20 protein-coding genes are annotated in these 16,795 nt (G+C 44.7%); 9 read left to right on the plus strand and 11 right to left on the minus strand.

The features are described from left to right. Positions 1 to 139 precede the first annotated feature (139 nt). Positions 140 to 1,009 (minus strand): acetyl-CoA carboxylase, carboxyltransferase subunit beta, encoded by an 870-nt coding sequence (gene accD, locus OQJ86_RS11270; RefSeq protein ID WP_265987781.1) that lies wholly within the window; start codon positions 1,007 to 1,009, stop codon positions 140 to 142. A 110-nt stretch (positions 1,010 to 1,119) separates the two neighbouring features. On the opposite strand from accD, the gene OQJ86_RS11275 reads away from it, so the two are divergent. From OQJ86_RS11275 to OQJ86_RS11285, 3 genes are all read left to right on the plus strand, one after another. Beyond that, a complete protein-coding gene (locus OQJ86_RS11275) occupies positions 1,120 to 2,016 on the plus strand; it encodes a LysR family transcriptional regulator (RefSeq protein ID WP_265987782.1) in 897 nt (298 codons plus the stop codon). A gap of 376 nt (positions 2,017 to 2,392) precedes the next feature. After that, positions 2,393 to 2,569, plus strand: coding sequence for a DUF6435 family protein (locus OQJ86_RS11280; RefSeq protein ID WP_237302982.1), 177 nt, complete (start codon positions 2,393 to 2,395; stop codon positions 2,567 to 2,569). Positions 2,570 to 3,026: 457 nt separating this feature from the next. Continuing rightward, entirely contained in the window at positions 3,027 to 3,497 is a 471-nt protein-coding gene (locus OQJ86_RS11285) for a hypothetical protein (protein ID WP_265987783.1), read from the plus strand. A gap of 152 nt (positions 3,498 to 3,649) precedes the next feature. On the opposite strand, the gene OQJ86_RS11290 is transcribed toward OQJ86_RS11285, so the two are convergent. Beyond that, entirely contained in the window at positions 3,650 to 4,063 is a 414-nt protein-coding gene (locus OQJ86_RS11290; protein WP_265987784.1) for a PaaI family thioesterase, read from the minus strand. A 295-nt stretch (positions 4,064 to 4,358) separates the two neighbouring features. On the opposite strand from OQJ86_RS11290, the gene OQJ86_RS11295 reads away from it, so the two are divergent. Both OQJ86_RS11295 and rcnR read left to right on the plus strand, forming a co-directional pair. After that, a complete protein-coding gene (locus OQJ86_RS11295; protein ID WP_265987785.1) occupies positions 4,359 to 6,119 on the plus strand; it encodes an ABC transporter ATP-binding protein/permease in 1,761 nt (586 codons plus the stop codon). 157 nt (positions 6,120 to 6,276) lie between these two features. Next, positions 6,277 to 6,549 carry a Ni(II)/Co(II)-binding transcriptional repressor RcnR gene (rcnR, locus tag OQJ86_RS11300; protein WP_061009191.1) on the plus strand — a complete coding sequence of 91 codons (273 nt, stop codon included), beginning with the start codon at positions 6,277 to 6,279 and terminating at the stop codon, positions 6,547 to 6,549. Between the two features lie 9 nt (positions 6,550 to 6,558). Here the strand turns inward: rcnR and OQJ86_RS11305 are convergent, their stop codons facing one another. The 5 genes from OQJ86_RS11305 to OQJ86_RS11325 all read right to left on the minus strand — a co-directional run bounded on the left by OQJ86_RS11305 (position 6,559) and on the right by OQJ86_RS11325 (position 9,087). Continuing rightward, on the minus strand, positions 6,559 to 6,738 hold the full coding sequence (locus OQJ86_RS11305) for a DUF1289 domain-containing protein (RefSeq protein ID WP_038871045.1): 180 nt from the start codon (positions 6,736 to 6,738) through the stop codon (positions 6,559 to 6,561). After that, positions 6,739 to 7,176 (minus strand): hypothetical protein, encoded by a 438-nt coding sequence (locus tag OQJ86_RS11310; protein ID WP_265987787.1) that lies wholly within the window; start codon positions 7,174 to 7,176, stop codon positions 6,739 to 6,741. Positions 7,177 to 7,439: 263 nt separating this feature from the next. Next, positions 7,440 to 7,898 carry a hypothetical protein gene (locus OQJ86_RS11315; protein WP_038871050.1) on the minus strand — a complete coding sequence of 153 codons (459 nt, stop codon included), beginning with the start codon at positions 7,896 to 7,898 and terminating at the stop codon, positions 7,440 to 7,442. A 112-nt stretch (positions 7,899 to 8,010) separates the two neighbouring features. After that, complete coding sequence (locus OQJ86_RS11320; RefSeq protein WP_009704524.1) at positions 8,011 to 8,202, minus strand: hypothetical protein; 192 nt, start codon at positions 8,200 to 8,202, stop codon at positions 8,011 to 8,013. Between the two features lie 198 nt (positions 8,203 to 8,400). Then, positions 8,401 to 9,087, minus strand: a complete 687-nt coding sequence (locus OQJ86_RS11325; RefSeq protein WP_265987788.1) for a glutathione S-transferase — start codon at positions 9,085 to 9,087, stop codon at positions 8,401 to 8,403. A 252-nt stretch (positions 9,088 to 9,339) separates the two neighbouring features. Here OQJ86_RS11325 and OQJ86_RS11330 point away from each other — a divergent pair, with 252 nt between their 5' ends. Continuing rightward, the gene (locus OQJ86_RS11330) at positions 9,340 to 9,732 is read left to right on the plus strand and encodes a hypothetical protein (RefSeq protein WP_265987789.1); all 393 of its coding nucleotides are present in this window, start codon (positions 9,340 to 9,342) and stop codon (positions 9,730 to 9,732) included. A 16-nt stretch (positions 9,733 to 9,748) separates the two neighbouring features. Here OQJ86_RS11330 and OQJ86_RS11335 read toward each other — a convergent pair whose 3' ends face one another. Next, positions 9,749 to 10,753, minus strand: a complete 1,005-nt coding sequence (locus OQJ86_RS11335; RefSeq protein WP_265987790.1) for a metal-dependent hydrolase — start codon at positions 10,751 to 10,753, stop codon at positions 9,749 to 9,751. 284 nt (positions 10,754 to 11,037) lie between these two features. Between OQJ86_RS11335 and OQJ86_RS11340 the strand changes: the two genes are divergently transcribed. Further along, positions 11,038 to 11,829 carry a CLCA_X family protein gene (locus tag OQJ86_RS11340; protein WP_265987791.1) on the plus strand — a complete coding sequence of 264 codons (792 nt, stop codon included), beginning with the start codon at positions 11,038 to 11,040 and terminating at the stop codon, positions 11,827 to 11,829. A gap of 113 nt (positions 11,830 to 11,942) precedes the next feature. Next, positions 11,943 to 13,274 carry an MFS transporter gene (locus OQJ86_RS11345; protein ID WP_265987792.1) on the plus strand — a complete coding sequence of 444 codons (1,332 nt, stop codon included), beginning with the start codon at positions 11,943 to 11,945 and terminating at the stop codon, positions 13,272 to 13,274. 76 nt (positions 13,275 to 13,350) lie between these two features. On the opposite strand, the gene OQJ86_RS11350 is transcribed toward OQJ86_RS11345, so the two are convergent. Further along, entirely contained in the window at positions 13,351 to 14,655 is a 1,305-nt protein-coding gene (locus tag OQJ86_RS11350) for a ferric reductase-like transmembrane domain-containing protein (protein WP_265987793.1), read from the minus strand. 261 nt (positions 14,656 to 14,916) lie between these two features. On the opposite strand from OQJ86_RS11350, the gene OQJ86_RS11355 reads away from it, so the two are divergent. After that, on the plus strand, positions 14,917 to 15,249 hold the full coding sequence (locus tag OQJ86_RS11355; RefSeq protein ID WP_038871068.1) for a PepSY domain-containing protein: 333 nt from the start codon (positions 14,917 to 14,919) through the stop codon (positions 15,247 to 15,249). 104 nt (positions 15,250 to 15,353) lie between these two features. Here OQJ86_RS11355 and OQJ86_RS11360 read toward each other — a convergent pair whose 3' ends face one another. After that, the gene (locus OQJ86_RS11360) at positions 15,354 to 15,731 is read right to left on the minus strand and encodes a VOC family protein (protein ID WP_265987794.1); all 378 of its coding nucleotides are present in this window, start codon (positions 15,729 to 15,731) and stop codon (positions 15,354 to 15,356) included. A gap of 187 nt (positions 15,732 to 15,918) precedes the next feature. Further along, entirely contained in the window at positions 15,919 to 16,668 is a 750-nt protein-coding gene (locus OQJ86_RS11365) for an acid phosphatase (RefSeq protein ID WP_265987795.1), read from the minus strand. Positions 16,669 to 16,795: the final 127 nt, after the last annotated feature.

Raw genomic sequence — 16,795 nt, forward strand, 5'->3', positions numbered from 1 at the left:
GACTGGGCATAGATTCAGCTCAAGAATGATTTATGCAGAACAAAGATCAAGCTCACCGTAAACACGAAAAGAAACCCAGTTATAGATTGGCGAAAAGTCTTTGTCTTGGCCTTTCGCTGACGAAATACGCTACAGAAACTTACTCCTCTTCAGGTTGAATATTTTTATTGGTCAGTTTTGCTATTAACCCACCTATCCTCCTTCGCATATCACTTCTCTCGACAATCATGTCTAAAGCGCCATGCTCCAAAAGGAACTCACTTTGTTGAAAGCCATCCGGTAGATTTTCTCGTACGGTTTGTTCAATCACACGGCGTCCAGCAAACCCGATCCTTGCTTCTGGCTCACCGATATTGATGTCCCCCAGCATAGCTAAACTTGCAGAGACACCACCGAACGTTTGATCGGTCAATACCGAAATATAAGGTAAGCGTACGTGGGATAGACGCGCCAATGCTGCGCTGGTTTTTGCCATCTGCATTAACGCCATTAAGGACTCTTGCATACGAGCGCCACCACAAGCTGAAAAACAAATTAATGCACAATTATTTTCTATTGCCGTATCGACGGCATCAACAAAACGAGCACCTACGACTGACCCCATCGACCCCGCCATAAAAGAAAACTCGAATGCACAGGCGACAATGGGTAAACCGAGTAGCTCACCTTTCATCGCGATCAACGCATCTTTCTCTCCGGTATTCTTTTGAGCGAGTACAATACGTTCTTTGTAGCGCTTTTTATCCTTAAAATTGAGCAGATCTTTTGGCTCATATTCACTGCCGATCTCTATCCGCTTTCCTTTATCCAAGAAGCTATCCAAACGATGCCGCGCAGACATCCGCATATGATGTTGGCATTTCGGGCAAACTTCTAAGTTCTCCTTGAGGGCAAGCCGATATAATACTTGATCGCAAGACGGACACTTGGTCCATACCCCTTCTGGAATTGACACTTTCCGCGTACTGATGATGCTCTTGTTATCTAATAGCTTTTCTAACCAACTCATAGGGGGAACCTTTATCCAAAAATCAAGCTAGCAAGCATTGTATAAACCTATTCTCAGTAATAAAGTGTGATTTATAGGCTTTATAATCCAACAAAATGGGATTAACTAAGATGCTCGATAAAATTGATCCACAATGGCTAAAGAGTTTCCACTGCGTCTATGAGAACAATAGCTTTAAGAGAGCTGCTGAGTTTTTGTCACTACCCACATCAAATGTCAGTCGGCATATTGCTTTACTGGAAGAACAACTTGATGTGCGATTGTTTGATAGAACAACCCGAAGAATTTGCGCGACAGACGCTGGTGAACACCTTTATTTACGTACACAGCCGCTACTGGACACACTGAATGATGCGCTTCAAGACGTAACTCAACATTCCAGAACGGTCATGGGCCAGCTCAACGTTCTGATGCCAGATTCTCCAGAGCTAGCAAAGGCAGTCGTCTCTTTTTGTGTTCAACACCCTTCAATTTCATTGAACTGCGAAACAAACTTGAGCCCAAAAGAAGACTTACTAGATGGGTTTGACGTCATCTTAAGCTTTCATCGTGGGAAGTTGGAAGACAGCAACTGGTTCGCCAAAGAGATTAAGCGCTGGCCGAGTGTTGTCGTCGCCTCACCTAACCTGTTGAAAGCGTGCCAAAAACCTTACCAAATCACAGATTTGAGGCACGTTCCGTGCGTGAGCAGCTTTACCGCCTTAAAAGGAACACCCTGGGTTTTCAAAAGTCCAGAGGGAGAGCTGATAACTCAAAGAGTGAAGTCTTCATTTAAGGTAAACAGCGGACAACTTGCCAAGTCCGCTGCCTTGGCTGGGTTGGGCTTTGCGATTCTGCCTGCTGAGTTTTGCCGAGAGGATTTAAATTCAGGCTGCTTGGAAGTGATTGAATTGGAATACACACCGGAAGATTTGGTGCTGTATGCGTTTTATGCGTCGAGGAAGCATTTAGCGAAAAAGATACCAGTATTTATCGAACACCTGCAACGCCAAGCACATGAAGCTTAAAAGGTGAATACAAAAAGTCCGGCATGGTTGCTTCTATGCCGGACTTTTCTGTAGGCATCGTTAGATTGAATTGCGAGGTTGAATTATTGACCTGCAGCCAACTGCATCCAGCAATACGATTAGCCAGAACAAGCCCGAAGTCAGGCTGTATTTCGCCAGTTCAGGGACGTTAGTCGAGATCCACAGTGCAATCATATCGGCAAAGTAAGTCTAAATTGTCCCAAGAGCCCTCTCATAGAACAGTCAAAAACTGTCATCTTTGGCGGCAGATTAAAACAAAGAAAGACGCAACAAAACAATAGTACGGTGTTTATGGTTTGAACCAAATGCAGACAAAACGCGTAATAAAGGAAGGTTCTAAGTAAAGGATTTATTTATGTTTTCTTTCTTCAAAAACAATTCCGTCAAGAAACTAAAAAAGCGCCACTCAATGCTGCTTGAACAAGCGATGCAAGCGCAAAGACGAGGCGACATACGTACCTACTCATTGTTGACGGCGGAGGCCGAAGAGCTTTTCGAGCAAATAAAAACCGCTAACAAGCCCCAGAGTTGAGTACTACGTTAAGCTCGATGATCGATTAAGGTTGGATCAGCAACCAATAAAAGTATGAAGGTGAACGGTTTGGTTCACCTTTCTGTTTTTAAATGGCGAAACGACATTGTCTTTTTGCTAACGGACCGCTTCATCAACATAACCAGTGCCTGCTTACGAGCAATATCATGTTCTACCGATGAAAGAAGAAGAAATTTCATTGGATTCGATATGTTCATATATGCTTATGCCTGTGAACTATAATCAATAAGATTTCACGCAATCTATAAATAACAACAAAGGACTGTGTTATGCCACAAACGTTAGATCAGGCTGTTCAGGTTTTAGACCGAGATTTAGAGGAGTTTTTACTTCACTTCCCACTATCCATTACCAGCGCAGGCCAAACGAAAGGTGCTATGAGGTTTTACTTGTATAGCCATGGCGATACCGCTTTCGGGATAAATCAGGGGTTAAGATGAAGGAGATGCGTTTCCGCCTTGGCCCAAAATCGTTAGTTAAAAACGCGAAAGCACTTCAATGTATTCATATCCCCGTTTCTCCTTTTGAACAACTTAAACCCGACTCCATTTCTAAAGTCACCCACTATGATGCTGCTGACTACTTGGTAACCACTCAATTGACCGGCTGTACCTTTGCAATCCGTAAAGGAAAAGGAGGCGGGCTTGAGTTTTTGCATGTTCAACCAAAGGGGGACTTTAACGGCATGGAAGTACAACGTGCTGTCCAGAAGGAGTTCCAAGTCTCTTTTGGCAGAGGGTCTGGCACGGACAATACAACTTATGGTGAAAATACTCGGGTTACGGTTATGGGCGCGCGAACCAACGGCCTATGGGTCGTCTATGCTCAATATCAAGACTCGAGTGGCAGTGTGACAAAAGTAGACTGCATTTATAAAGAACCAAGCTCTGTGGCGTATGTGGATTAACTTCATCGCTGTTTAGGTTCTTCACTCACTGCCACACAAGTAAAGAGTGTGAGTTGACCAAATAGGTTGACTCACCTCCCTATCCCTTCGTTACGGCCGCACCTTTTAAACTCATCTCGTCGTTGACTGTTCTACTCAAAAAGTTATCAATATTAGACGCCAACACTCTGCTGCATAAACTTGGCTTCTGCCTTTGAGTAACACAGCTCACCAACGTAGATTTCGCTTTCTAGCAAATACATACCTCGCTTACTCTTGATGCAATGCGCTTCCACTCGGATAGAACTATTGAGAGGGATAGGTTTGATAAAGCGCACCTCCAGCTTAGCCGTCATTGCGCAGATATCTTGTGCGAAAAGGCAGTGTGTCATGGCAGTATCGTGCAGCGCGCTGATGGCACCGCCTTGCATTACGCCTTGATAGCCTTGAACCTTTTCTGTCGGCACGATTTTCCCCTGCACGCCACCACTCGGCATTGCCGTAAATTGAATCGTATCGTGCGCGTTGAAAAATGGCTGGCAGCAGACTGCGCAATGTTGGTGGTTTTTAGGAGCGTGAATAGACATAAGTACCTCTGCGATTGAGATTGTCTGTGGAACAAAACAGAATGAATAAAGAGAACAAAGAAAAGAAGCGTTAGACTTGGCGAGCAACTGACATGGTGAATTCCTTTATCTACTTAGGCTGTCACTTTATGCCCTGTAATTAGCATATGCCAATAATAAAAAGTGAGAAATTAGGTTTCATCGGTTGAATGCCTCCGCCAAAGAATTTCTCTCTTATCGAATCTGACTCACCACTGGTTTCACGTACCAAAGTCGCTTACTATGCCAAGTACCTATAACGCTTTGTGAGCCACTCATGAGCAGTAAAAATAATAAAAATCTCAGCATTCTTCTTAAACTCAACACCTTCGTTTCACCTTATAAATGGCGCGTTGCTGCGGCTTTAGTTGCCCTCATCGCAACAGCTAGCCTGACGCTATCCGTCGGTTACGGCGTACGCATTCTTATAGACCAAGGCTTTGCTCAGCAATCACTGCAAGAACTCACCAATGCGATTCAATTTATCGTCGGTGTGACACTGTGCATCGCAGTGGGGACTTTCTTCCGTTTCTATCTGGTTTCTTCTGTGGGCGAACGCGTCAGCGCGGACATTCGTCTTGCGGTGTTTAACCATGTGATTACGCTGCATCCTAGTTATTTTGAGACCAATAGTAGCGGCGATATTATGTCTCGTCTCACCACAGATACGACGTTGCTGCAAAGCATTATTGGTTCGTCGTTTTCTATGGCGATGCGCAGCGCGCTTATGTGTATTGGTGCGATCATCATGTTGTTCGCAACAAACTTTAAACTCACTTTGATTGTGCTGGCTTCTGTTCCATTCGTATTGGTTCCGATTTTGGTTTATGGAAGACGAGTACGTGCCCTATCACGCCAAAGCCAAGACACCATGGCCGATGTCGGCAGCTACGCAGGCGAAGCGATTGAGCACATCAAAACGGTTCAAAGCTTTAGCTCAGAGCAACATGAACGTGCGGCGTTTGCAGTCGAAGTAGAAAAAGCTTACGAGGTGGGTAGACAGCGAGTAAAACAGCGCGCGATTCTGATTTCTGGCGTTATCGTAATTGTATTTAGCGCCATTGCTGGCATGCTTTGGGTTGGCGGCAGCGATGTGATTCACGGCAAGATGTCAGCCGGCGATCTAGCGGCATTTGTGTTCTACGCCATCATGGTTGCGTCTTCCATGGCAACGATTTCCGAAGTCATGGGGGAACTGCAAAGAGCCGCTGGTGCAACAGAAAGGCTGGTTGAGCTCCTTCAAGTGGAAAGCGACATCAGCGCACCAAGCAATCACCTTCCTATTACCGATGACATGCCAGCGGAAGTGACGTTTGATTCAGTGAACTTCAACTACCCTTCTCGCCCCGACCAACCCGCTGTCAAAGGGTTAAACCTGACCGCCGAGAAAGGTAAGGTGTTGGCTTTAGTTGGCCCTTCTGGCGCTGGTAAAACGACCTTATTCGAATTGCTGCAACGCTTCTACGACCCGCAACAAGGCCAAGTATTGTTTGGTGGAGAAGACATTCGACAGTTCGAACCGAATGATCTTCGCCGTCAAATGGCATTGGTTCCACAGCAACCCGCTTTGTTTAGTCACGATGTATTCCACAACATTCGTTACGGCAATCCAGACGCTACTGACGAGCAAGTGATTGAGGCGGCGAAGAAAGCACACGCGCATGAGTTTATTGAGAAGCTACCGGACGGTTACCATAGCTTTTTGGGTGAACGTGGCGTGAGATTGTCTGGCGGTCAAAAACAGCGTATCGCGATTGCTCGTGCAATTCTGAAAGATCCAAAAATCCTTTTGCTTGATGAGGCCACCAGCGCGCTGGACAGTGAAAGTGAACATCATGTTCAACAAGCACTTGAAGCATTGATGAAAGACCGTACCACACTGATCATTGCTCACCGTCTTTCAACCATCCAACACGCCGATAAAATTGCGGTGTTAGACGGCGGCGAGTTGATTGACCTTGGCAACCACCAGTCGCTAATGCAAAGCTGTGAACTCTATCAGCGCCTTGTTGCGTTGCAGTTTAAGCACCTAGAGTAACCTTCCATAAAGCCCGCTGAATTTAGCGGGTTTTATTTTTAAACAATTCATCGCAAATATACTCCCCGTTAGTATAAACACTACCCCCCAGTATAAATTCGGTGCTACATTACCGACTAACTTCTCTCTTCTGCCAATTACATTGAGTACAGATGCTATGTCACATACAGCCAAAGATAAGAAAAAGCTAACGGCCCGAGTCAGCAAGATACAAGGTCAGGTTAATGGTCTTAAGAAGATGTTGGATGAAGAGCAAGAGTGCCAGGACGTGTTGCAGCAGATCGCCGCGATTCGAGGCGCGGTAAACGGTTTGATGAAAGAAGTCATCAAAGGCCATTTACATGAGCACCTTGTTCTAGAAGAAAACAAAGAACAACGAGAAGCAGATATGGACGTGGTGATTAAAGTTATCGACTCATACATTAAATAAAGCCCGGTTTTACTGAGCTTTCATTTGAGACATTCTCTTCTGCAGATCTTTTTTGAGCGCATTGATGGCGTAAGGCTTCATCGACTTCCAAGTCTGACATTCTTCTCGCGTTCTTCCGCACCCAGCGCACCACCCTTTGCTATGGGAGAAATCACATACATCAATACAAGGGCTTTTCTGCTTTTTCATTTATAACCTATCCAGTACTTTGTCGATGCTTGCTTCTAGCGCACGCAGTCGGTTGAACTCTTCGAACAAACGTTGTTCTAGGTTTTTAAAGTTGAGCGGCAGGGTTCGCTGGCAAATGCCATAGCTGTTATCCAGTGTTTTATACCCTTTCCAACCAGCAATACGGCTCCCTTCTAGCTCTTTGAATTGACGTACAAATTCAGCTTGAGATGAGCAGTCTTCTTCCGCATGCATACAAATCGGAAAGGCTTTTTGCTTCACTTGAGGCCCTTCGATATACGTTTCGAAATGCACACCACCTTGGTTTTCGTTGAACCAGTTTTGCTTATACAGCTGCAGGTACTCTCCTCGATTATAAATTTCCCAACCATCTTCAAACCAATTCGCATTTTGCAGCATTTTTTCTAGGTTACGAAAAACACCCTTTACGTCTTTCATACAGTGACACTTCCCAGTGAGTTATGTTTTTAAAAACTATACTCCCCTCCAGCATATAATACTACCCCCTAGTATATGTGGTTATTTGGGTGGGATGCGAGATTAACCAAGTAAAACGTTATGGCAATGCGTCAACTCACAACTTGGGTGTTCTATTGCTGTCACTTTGAGCTTAAAACACGTAACAACCATCTCGGATAAAAACGAAAAAGGCGAACCAGTTGGCTCGCCTTTCATGCTGTACTTTTGATCCCGAGTTAGACTTAGTCTTCTGGGTTTTCCTTCGCGTTGATTTCCGCGTACGTGTGTAGAAGCTCTGTTAACGTCTTCACCCATGCGAATACGTCTGTCGGTGTGTTTTGTAGCAGCTTTTCCACTTGCTCACAGTGCGTTTCAAGTGTGATGGCTTCTTCTAGACGGAATGAAATTGCGTAGAAGTGCCAAAGCACAAGACGCGTCATACGCTCGCTGTTTTGCTTCGCGTTGTCAGAATCATCAAACGCTTGCTGAATTTCACTTAGTGCGATTGCGGTCATGCGTAACATCGCATCTAGGCGCGCTGACAACATGCGGTCTTCACTGTCTACTTCTTCTTGGTCGAAGGTAAACAGCTCGTTCATCACATCTTCTGGCACCATTTTACTGATCATGCGAGCACTAAACTCTTCCAGTTCATGGCGCGGCATAGTCACAAGACAATCGAATGTGTAATCACGAAGCATAAAATCACTCTACATCAGTTATTAACTTTTAGTTTGCGCATTCTAAGGGCTGTGATTTCAATTACCACTTTTTATTTGTTTGGATGTGCAGATAAAACCTAGTAGCAGCGCGTTACTCTGAGGATTTGCTTTTTTGAAAGTACTGAACCACTTTCCAGATCAGGAAGCCTGCGACACCGACTAGCAACACAGAACGAAGAAGAATGGGCGCATCGTGTTCAAGTTGGCTTGCGTGAGGGACAATACTTGCAAACAAACGACTGGTAAAAAGCAGCCCCATCACCAACATAACAATCTTGTTCATACGCGCTACCTTTTAAGTTCAAGCACTGCGCACTAAACGCAGCTATCGAGTTGTTTGCAAAATAAGAGCCTTGACCCTGAGTGAACGTAAAAGAATGCGCGTCGTAGATGTGATCGTCAATGGATGAGGCAGTAAGCTAATATTGCAAAAGTGAAGATGCACTAGATGATTCCGCCCAAATAGCCTTAAGAGCAGCGCTTAATTGCCAAAGTATTGATCCTCACGAGCGTCTAACCACAAGTCATAGTTTTTCATCACTTTGGAGAACTGAGGACTTTGAATATAACCATTCAGCCACGCTTTTAACTTTGGGTAAGGGCTTTGTCTAAACCACTGTTTATCGATGCGGGCGTACTTACGGATGAAAGGCAGAATAGCAATATCGACCAAGCTTTCTCGCTCTGAGAACAAAAAGGAGTGCTGCGTTAAAAGAGACTCAAGCGTGATGAGTTCCCTTTCACACTTTTTACGCAGTTCATCTGCATTATCTTCATGGTAACGCTTCGCACATCCAAAAGCGTTCATCGCGGGTACAAAGTGCGATTCAAACTCTCCAATCACTTCGAGCATCTTGGACAATGCTTCTGGATGTTCGCTTTCCAAAAGATCATTCGGGTCACACTCAGAAAGCGCCCAAACCATAATGTCTAAGCTTTCTTCAAGTATCTGTTTTTGCTGTGGAGTCTCTATTTGAGAACGGTTGGGAATTACTAGTACAGGCACACTGCCTTTCGGTGATACCTCTAGCATTTCTGATGGCTTGTTATCGAGCTTGATAGAACGAATAAACACGTATTGCTGGGCTTTGAGCAACGCAAATCTTGCACGAATCGCGTAGGGGCAATTGTGCAAAGAATAAAGGATGGGTGCCGTACCTTTCGTCATATTTAGTTCCATCAAGCCGTGGCCTTTGCTTCTATCTATTACTGTCTCTTCTTACTATTTTGCTTTCTAACTCTTTCAATTTCAGAGTAGCAAATTCGGTTTGCTCTATTCCATATAGAAATCATGAATCTTCATTTGAAATTACATTACTTTCGAAAAGAGGAAATCAATTTGGAAAAAGTTCACCGCATTTTGTGGTGCGGTCTGTGGTTACAATTACCGTGAAACCCAGTAATACAAAGCAACACCATTATGAACAACGACGCGAAACAACTCTTTCATTACCTCTGTAACCAATACGATGAGTTATCTAAGGACTTTGAATCTCGTCCTTTCCCTGAGTTTTCAGAAACCATTACTCACCCGTTGGGTTACTGCTTTGTCCGTTGTCCTGTGGGGAGTCAGCGCTTTTCCATTGTGTCGATCAACTTTGATCCTTCGGTACGTGGCCAAGGGGTTTTAACCGCGTTTATCAACTACGTAAGAAACAACCCGTATCACTATCAAGGTGTTGAAGTTGCCATCATTGAAAACAAGAACCTAGCCAAAAGACTGCTGTCTCTTGGCTGGGAATACAAATCCTTGTTTAGCAAACTTTTCTTCTCTAAAAAGCCAACATTGATTAAAGACTTTCAGTGCGCTTAATGACGCAGAGTCACCCTCAGTCATTGCCTTTCAGCATATCGATAAATGCTTGTCTTGATTCTTGCGAAGTATCTCGATGTGTCGTGTAGGCCACATGGGTGTTTTCATCAGCAGATGGTGAAAGCTCAATGCCCCACAAGGCTTTTATTTGGTTTGGAACCATTGAGTAACGCACGTCTATAATGCGCCTTCCATCGTCTGGGTCACGCGCGACAAAGCCATTAGAGAACCAACGAAATCGCTCAATATCTAAGGCCTGCTGCGATGTTGAGCTTAACCAAGGGAAGTCTTTCCCGATGTCCAGTTTGGCAACCGATTCTCCAGTATAGATTTTTGTCGCAGCCCCTACTCTTATGGCATCCACGTAATAACGGCCCTCGGCTTCGTAGATGACTTTCCAAACCAAACTATTCGCGAACGTAGGTTTGGCCTCTAAGCGCACTGGAGCATGTTGCCTTGCTTGTGCAAGCTCCCATCCTGCTTGTTCTGCCCTGTCTCTTTGAATCATGCCGAACGTAAGATAAGCAAACGCCCAAACTATCGCGATTCGTGCATACCAAGGGTTACGTTTCAGCAAAACAAACACGACGCCTATTAAAACAGGAAGCGTGAAGGCAGGATCAATAACAGAAACGGTATTCCACGCATACCGTTCGTTGGTAAACGGCCACAAAAGCTGAGTTCCGTAACTGGTGCAAGCATCCAATAAACCGTGTGTGGCATAGCCGAGCGCACAATACCACCAGCTTTGCGTAAACGATAAACCAAGCCTTTTAGCAAAAAGCGGATAGAAAACCAAAGCGCAGAGCAAGCTGCCAATAGGAATAAACAGCAATGAATGGGTGAACTGTCGGTGATATTGCAAAAACAGCAGCGGATCATTGGAAGAGCGAATCAATATGTCCAAATCTGGTGCCATACCAGCAAGCATTCCAAGGACACCTGCCGCCACCAAGTGTTGTTTTTTGCTCACTGATAGAGACAATGACGCCCCAACCAACCCTTGCGTTAACGGGTCCACGGCGAAATCTCCCAATCATGCTTAAAAACCAGAAATGTTTGCCACATAAAATATCCGTATTTCGATGACTCGAATCCATTTGGCGGAATCACATCAAAGCTATTGAAAATCAAAGCGAATAAAACGAGTGTTAGTTTTAGTGTAGATGGATTGGACAAGTTCGCGAGCCTACGTAAAACGAGATATGACGAAATCTCCGACTCTGCCTTCTATTGCGGTATAATCTGACGTCTTATGTTTTGAGTATAAGTTTCCACTCCTTCAGCACCACTTCGAGGCATGTCTTGCAGTTAACCAGTTTTAAATACAAAACGCGTAAAGGCCCTGATTATCGCCATGGCGACCAGGTGTCGTTTGTCGACATCAAAGAAACATTTGGCATCGGCGGAATTCGTATTGGTAAGTGGGTGAACAAAGAAGAAAAAGATCTCGCGGCAAACTTAATATTCGATTCTCTCGCAGACTTAGCGTACATCCTTGCGCTACCGCCTTCGGCGATTGGACTTCGTGGTAATTTGAGCCTTGCTTTTGGTACTGGTGGCCGCAAAGGGATTCAAGCACATTACGCACCAAATCAACGTGAATTAGCCTTAGCAAAGAATGCCGGTGCAGGTGCGCTTGCTCATGAGTTTTGGCATGCGTTCGATCATTACATTGCCGAGAAAGCTTTCGACATTGGAGATCGTTCGGGGCCTCAACGCCAAATCTTATTTGCGAGTGATTGCTGGCTAAAAAATGCCGATCATTTTCCGCATCCACTCAACGAGCGATTACTGAAGATTTTTGACGCCACATTGCTCACGCCAGACGGACAAGATAGACACGACTATGTATCCCGAAGTGTAAGAGCAGACCAAGCGATGGGTTCAAGCTACTTTTCGCAACCCACCGAGATGATGGCACGAGCATTTGAAGCCGTTGTGGAGTCTTGTTCTGGTATAGAAAACGCATACCTCGTTTCTGGCACTACAAAGGCGGACACCCTTCCTCTCTACCCAGATATCGCACACAGAAACGCGATATATGAAGCGCTTCAAGCGTACTTTCGTCCACTGGGTGACGCGTTAAGTCGTTAACTAAGGAATAGCGACTATTCAGAAAATCTCGCGATTTCAACGCACAAACCTTTCCCATCAATCTAAAAAAGGTTTATACATAACGTTATGTTATTCATATTGCTGAATGTTTCATGACGCTGAAAGAAATCCTCAAAATCCGTAACGTTCGCTGCTTCCTCATGTTCCGAAGCAGTTACTTTGCGCGCTTCTATTACCCCGTATTCACCCTGCTCTATTTGGATTACGGATTAACGCTGTCTCAATTCGCCATGCTCAATGTTGTTTGGGCTGCGACGATTGTACTTGCGGAAGTCCCTTCCGGCGCTTTTGCTGATACCTTGGGGCGAAAACGACTGGTGGTGCTGTCATCTATCGTCATGTTCATCGAAATCGCAATGATCGCCTTTGTCCCTACGGGGAATCCCACTTTTGTTTTCGTTGTGTTTTTGATTAACCGAGTTCTGAGTGGCTTAGCGATGGCGTTAGCAAGTGGCGCGGATGAAGCGCTGGCTTACGACACATTGAAAGAACAAGGGAAGGAAGAACTGTGGCCGAGAGTGTTGCAGATTCAACTTCGTATTGCGTCTAGCGTGGGTATTGTGGTCACACTTGTGGGTGCTGCCATGTACGACGTGAACTTTATGGCCAACTTGTATCAGTTCCTTGGATTCGACAAGCCAGAAACCACACAAGACATCATGCGCATCCCTGTTTACGCGACTTTGTTTGTTGCGTTGATCGCCATCTACGCCGCATTCAGCATGAGAGAAGAAAAAAAGGTAATACCAAGCAGCGAAAGCAAGTTGGCTTCAACCATGGCCAGCATGAAGCTCACACTCAACACCGCCAAATGGGTATTGTCTACGCCTTATGTGCTGTTCATTCTGCTCTACTACAGTTTGTTCGAGCACACTTCACGAATGTTTTTGACCATGAACAGTCAGTACTACCGTGCGATTGATATTCCAATCATCTACTTTGGTTTGATCGGCGCTGGCATTAGCCTCTTGCAGATTATCTTAGCTGGCCAAAGCCGTCGTTTAGCAGAGAGTATGGCACCAAAGACGTTCATTTTAGTCATGGGCATCGCAACGATGGCGACCTACTATTGGATAAGCTTAGGCTGGTCAATATACGGGGTGATTCCTGCGCTGATTCTGATCTTTATTATCATGACGATGAACATTTTCATCAGCTATCACTTGAACAAGAAAACAGAATCTCACAACCGAGCGACAGTATTAAGCTTCAAAGGTTTGATGTTCAACTTGGGCTACGGCTTAATCGGTATGCTCTATGCCTATTACTACAAACTGCTCTCGCAAAACTACACCGAAGCACAGATAGAACAACACATCGACTTTATCGCATCGCTGTCTTCGTTCTTCTACTACTTCACGTTCTTGTTCATCGCTATCAGCGTCTATTTCTATATCAAAGATAAAAAACAGGCGATCTTCTAAGCCCTTGCAGCAAAAACAAAATAAGGCGAGCCATTTGGTTCGCCTTATTGGTTATTAGCGCGGATTTCAGTTGTTTCTATCTAAACTCAAACAACTCTCGATGGAATGACTTGGCTGGTAGACCGACATTAATAAATGCTTTCTCAAGCGTCTTACCCAATTCGGAAGGCCCACAAAACCACACACTGCTGCGCTCCAGGCTTAGTATGTGCTCAATGACCTCCGTGTTGGTGAAACGCCCTTTTTCACTTGTGTCTCTCGTGTATAGCTTTATGCCCGCTTCCTTTGCTCTGCGTTGTAGTTCATCCAGAAGCACCTTGTCTTCTTCTCGATAGCTGTAGAAAAGCGTTACGGACTTTGCTCTACCTATCGCTTCAATAGCGGTTAAAAATGGAGCGATGCCGATACCTGCTGCAAACCAAATTTGTTGTTCTGTATCATCTTGGAAATTGAAACATCCGTATGGGCCTTCTATCTGAGCCGATTGTCCGACTTCAAGCGTATCCATTAATGAACACGTGTAATCACCATTAGCTTTGATTAGTAATCGTACTTGGCCGTTTTCGTTATGAGCTGACGCCAAACTAAATGGATGCGGTCGTTCTTCATCGTCAAATCCGATGAATGCAAACTGACCCGGCTGATACTTAAACTGAGGCTCAAGTACTTTAAGCACCACTTCAATTCCGCCGTTGATTGATTTGATACTACTAACCTTGGCGGGATATCGTTTCTTCTTACCATTCAAACCTAAGATAGTAATCAAGCATCCTACCGTTGCTAAACCGCTGACCAACAGAAGGATAGCTCCGGTAACGGTTAACCATAGGCTTGCATCAAAGAACATCACCATGTGCAGCATTAAAAGCAGGTAAAGATATGGAAAGACTTTATGAGTGAGCTGAAAGACGTTGTGTTTGAACTTCTTAACCCACGCAATCAAAACAAAAGCAGCCGACAGATAGAAGCCATATTCACCAATCAACTGCGCCTGATCACCCAAGGCATCAATCAGCTTCCAAAACGGAAAGGTTTCGTTCTTTGGCTCGACGTAACCAAAATCCATCGCGAAATCATCGCTTAGAAATGCTCCCCAGTGGAACAGAGCTGAAAATACTGCCGAGATCCCTAAGTATTTGTGCAAACGATATTGCTTATCTAATCCGCCTAACCAGCGTTCCAACGACCAATGCTTCACAGATAGAATCACGCACAACGACATCAAGATCATTGATACGATACCGCTGTAGTTGACCAAATAAGTGCGCACCTGCCAAAACATTGGCCACTCTAGTGTCGGCGTGCCTATTTGCAGCACCGAGTAAGGGATAAGTAAAGCAACGAATACAATGCCAAAGTTGAGCATCAAATTTCTGTTCATACGGCGACTTCAATCCATCATGGTTTTAACTCTCGCCAAACTACCAATAGAAATGTGAAAAACTTGTATAGCCCTAGCGCCCCACGTTTCCAGAATCGACCGCCCCTTTTTACACCAAGCCCCCGACGTAACAAAAGCGCGTGTTTTAGGATTAATACCGCTCAAAAAGCATATTCACATTTCTTTTACGTCACCACCTACACTATGGAGACGCCAACGAAAGAATTCTCTCTGGTGAGATGAGAGCTTAAGGAGAAACCAATGAAAAAGTTAATCTTATGTTCGGCCTTGACCGCATTTGGTGTATTGAGCCTTCCAAGTTACGCCGCGTCGGACGCGAAAATCATTAGCCAAGAAGAAGCCATTAAATCCGCACTCGGCGCTTTAGATGTTGAAGTGCTTGGCATTCGCCATGATGAACCAGATACGCAATGGGATGTCTTCGTTAAGAAAGGTGACAAAGCTTATGAAGTTGAGGTTGATGCTCTAACAGGAAAAGTCGTCGCGGCTGAAGAAGAAAGCCTTGCAGAGATCCAAGCAGAGTTATCTGGCGACCTGTCTCATGAAGGCGTTATCGGTGATGTAGATAAGTAGTTGTCGAGCATACATGTGAATTGGTAACAACCAATCAGTAACATAAGCACTTTTTAAGGTGAGCACGCTCTAATCGCTCACCTCTGCTACTTTGCTTAGAGAGCTTAATTGTTAGCAACTCGCCAAGGCGGATTCTTTCGGTTCTCTCCAGCCCAATACAGCTTTAGCTCATTACCTGATGGGTCGTTAAGCATTGCTTCCCTCCACAGATAGTCTTTGTCTGTAGGTTCTTGAACAAACTCGATGCCTTTCCTCTTTAAACTTTCGACTAACGCATCAAGATCTTCGTGTTCAAAATAGACCACGCTGTTGCTTTTTGATTCTGGATCACCGAGACAAAGTGAAAAAGTGGCATCTCCTTCAAGGCACTCAAAGCGCGCATAGTTTTCTGTTTCAACAATCAAGTTGAACCCCAGCTTTTGATAAAACTTGATAGATGACTTGATGTCTTTAACGGTTAACAGCACTTGATTTAGATTCATAGAAGTTCCTTTTCCGATTGGTTTCTTACCAATTTGGGTGGGTTGTTGTTTGAGGTTATGAAGATAAAACCTCAAGCTAACTTAAGGTCAAGAAATGATTTCAGCCGTTTTTTGAAGTCTATATATAGCAAGAGCTAAAAATGAAAAAGGCGGCACTGTGGCCGCCTGTAGCTGTGTCAATTTATCGTTATTGGGTTAGCGCAACGTACTCTTGCTGCGCAGCTTGTAAGTCCTCAGCAAATTGTTTATCTGCCTTTAGCTTATCAAACACGATGTGCGCCACTTTTTGCCCTGCTTCTACATCACTCATCCAGTGTGCGTTACAAACGACTCGGCTGTAACCATAGTCCGCACCTCGCTCTGTCAGTGCTTTTGCATTGTTCGGCGCAATTGCTGCCGCAACGAGTGAAACCCCGTAGCCTGATGCTGTATGACCAGAAGGGTATGATCCATCTTTAGATAGGTAGTCTTCGGCATAAGGTGTACAAGAAGGTAAGCCGTTTACCGCAAATGGACGCGCTTTGTTGTAGTGCTTTTTAGAGTCTGATGTCGCAAGACCAAAAGAAGCAATGCTGCGCCCTAAAACGGTATACATCGCTGGGGTGTCTTCCTTAGTAATCTTCACGCCCAATACATCACCATAAATCTTGGCAAAGTATTCTGGAGTAATACGCGCGTCTTGTGTCGCTTGAGCCATTCTCGCTGGGTCATCAACTGAAAAGTCGATAGCACTCACACGCTTATCTTCGATATCTTGTTTGCTGCCTTCTGTTGGTGGCGGTGCAATCAAATCTACCGTGTGTACCGTTTCAATGTATGGTTGATAAAACTGATAGTTTCCGTAGTCGATACGTTCAAGCGAATTGATGTCTGTTGGCGCAGAGAACACGTGAAATGCAGGCAAAGTTAGCGCTACGCAAATTAGAGCTTTCTTCATTTGCTTTCCCTCCAGAATTAAAGGATTGTAGGAATATTCTTAACAACTGAGGCTTTGTTGCTTAATTCGGTTGGAAGACATGGCAGCCCAAAGTTGTTCAGTTATTAAGCAATATACTGAGTTTCAG

The sequence above is a fragment of the Vibrio sp. Sgm 5 genome (genome assembly GCF_026241575.1).
Classification (GTDB): Bacteria; Pseudomonadota; Gammaproteobacteria; order Enterobacterales; family Vibrionaceae; genus Vibrio; species Vibrio jasicida.

Bases quoted from the DNA above. Each gene is read 5' to 3' on its own strand.
- accD (WP_265987781.1), bottom strand. From the start codon at position 1,009: ATGAGTTGGTTAGAAAAGCTATTAGATAACAAGAGCATCATCAGTACG.
- OQJ86_RS11275 (WP_265987782.1), top strand. From the start codon at position 1,120: ATGCTCGATAAAATTGATCCACAATGGCTAAAGAGTTTCCACTGCGTC.
- OQJ86_RS11280 (WP_237302982.1), top strand. From the start codon at position 2,393: ATGTTTTCTTTCTTCAAAAACAATTCCGTCAAGAAACTAAAAAAGCGC.
- OQJ86_RS11285 (WP_265987783.1), top strand. From the start codon at position 3,027: ATGAAGGAGATGCGTTTCCGCCTTGGCCCAAAATCGTTAGTTAAAAAC.
- OQJ86_RS11290 (WP_265987784.1), bottom strand. From the start codon at position 4,063: ATGTCTATTCACGCTCCTAAAAACCACCAACATTGCGCAGTCTGCTGC.
- OQJ86_RS11295 (WP_265987785.1), top strand. From the start codon at position 4,359: ATGAGCAGTAAAAATAATAAAAATCTCAGCATTCTTCTTAAACTCAAC.
- rcnR (WP_061009191.1), top strand. From the start codon at position 6,277: ATGTCACATACAGCCAAAGATAAGAAAAAGCTAACGGCCCGAGTCAGC.
- OQJ86_RS11305 (WP_038871045.1), bottom strand. From the start codon at position 6,738: ATGAAAAAGCAGAAAAGCCCTTGTATTGATGTATGTGATTTCTCCCAT.
- OQJ86_RS11310 (WP_265987787.1), bottom strand. From the start codon at position 7,176: ATGAAAGACGTAAAGGGTGTTTTTCGTAACCTAGAAAAAATGCTGCAA.
- OQJ86_RS11315 (WP_038871050.1), bottom strand. From the start codon at position 7,898: ATGCTTCGTGATTACACATTCGATTGTCTTGTGACTATGCCGCGCCAT.
- OQJ86_RS11320 (WP_009704524.1), bottom strand. From the start codon at position 8,202: ATGAACAAGATTGTTATGTTGGTGATGGGGCTGCTTTTTACCAGTCGT.
- OQJ86_RS11325 (WP_265987788.1), bottom strand. From the start codon at position 9,087: ATGACGAAAGGTACGGCACCCATCCTTTATTCTTTGCACAATTGCCCC.
- OQJ86_RS11330 (WP_265987789.1), top strand. From the start codon at position 9,340: ATGAACAACGACGCGAAACAACTCTTTCATTACCTCTGTAACCAATAC.
- OQJ86_RS11345 (WP_265987792.1), top strand. From the start codon at position 11,943: ATGACGCTGAAAGAAATCCTCAAAATCCGTAACGTTCGCTGCTTCCTC.
- OQJ86_RS11350 (WP_265987793.1), bottom strand. From the start codon at position 14,655: ATGAACAGAAATTTGATGCTCAACTTTGGCATTGTATTCGTTGCTTTA.
- OQJ86_RS11355 (WP_038871068.1), top strand. From the start codon at position 14,917: ATGAAAAAGTTAATCTTATGTTCGGCCTTGACCGCATTTGGTGTATTG.
- OQJ86_RS11360 (WP_265987794.1), bottom strand. From the start codon at position 15,731: ATGAATCTAAATCAAGTGCTGTTAACCGTTAAAGACATCAAGTCATCT.
- OQJ86_RS11365 (WP_265987795.1), bottom strand. From the start codon at position 16,668: ATGAAGAAAGCTCTAATTTGCGTAGCGCTAACTTTGCCTGCATTTCAC.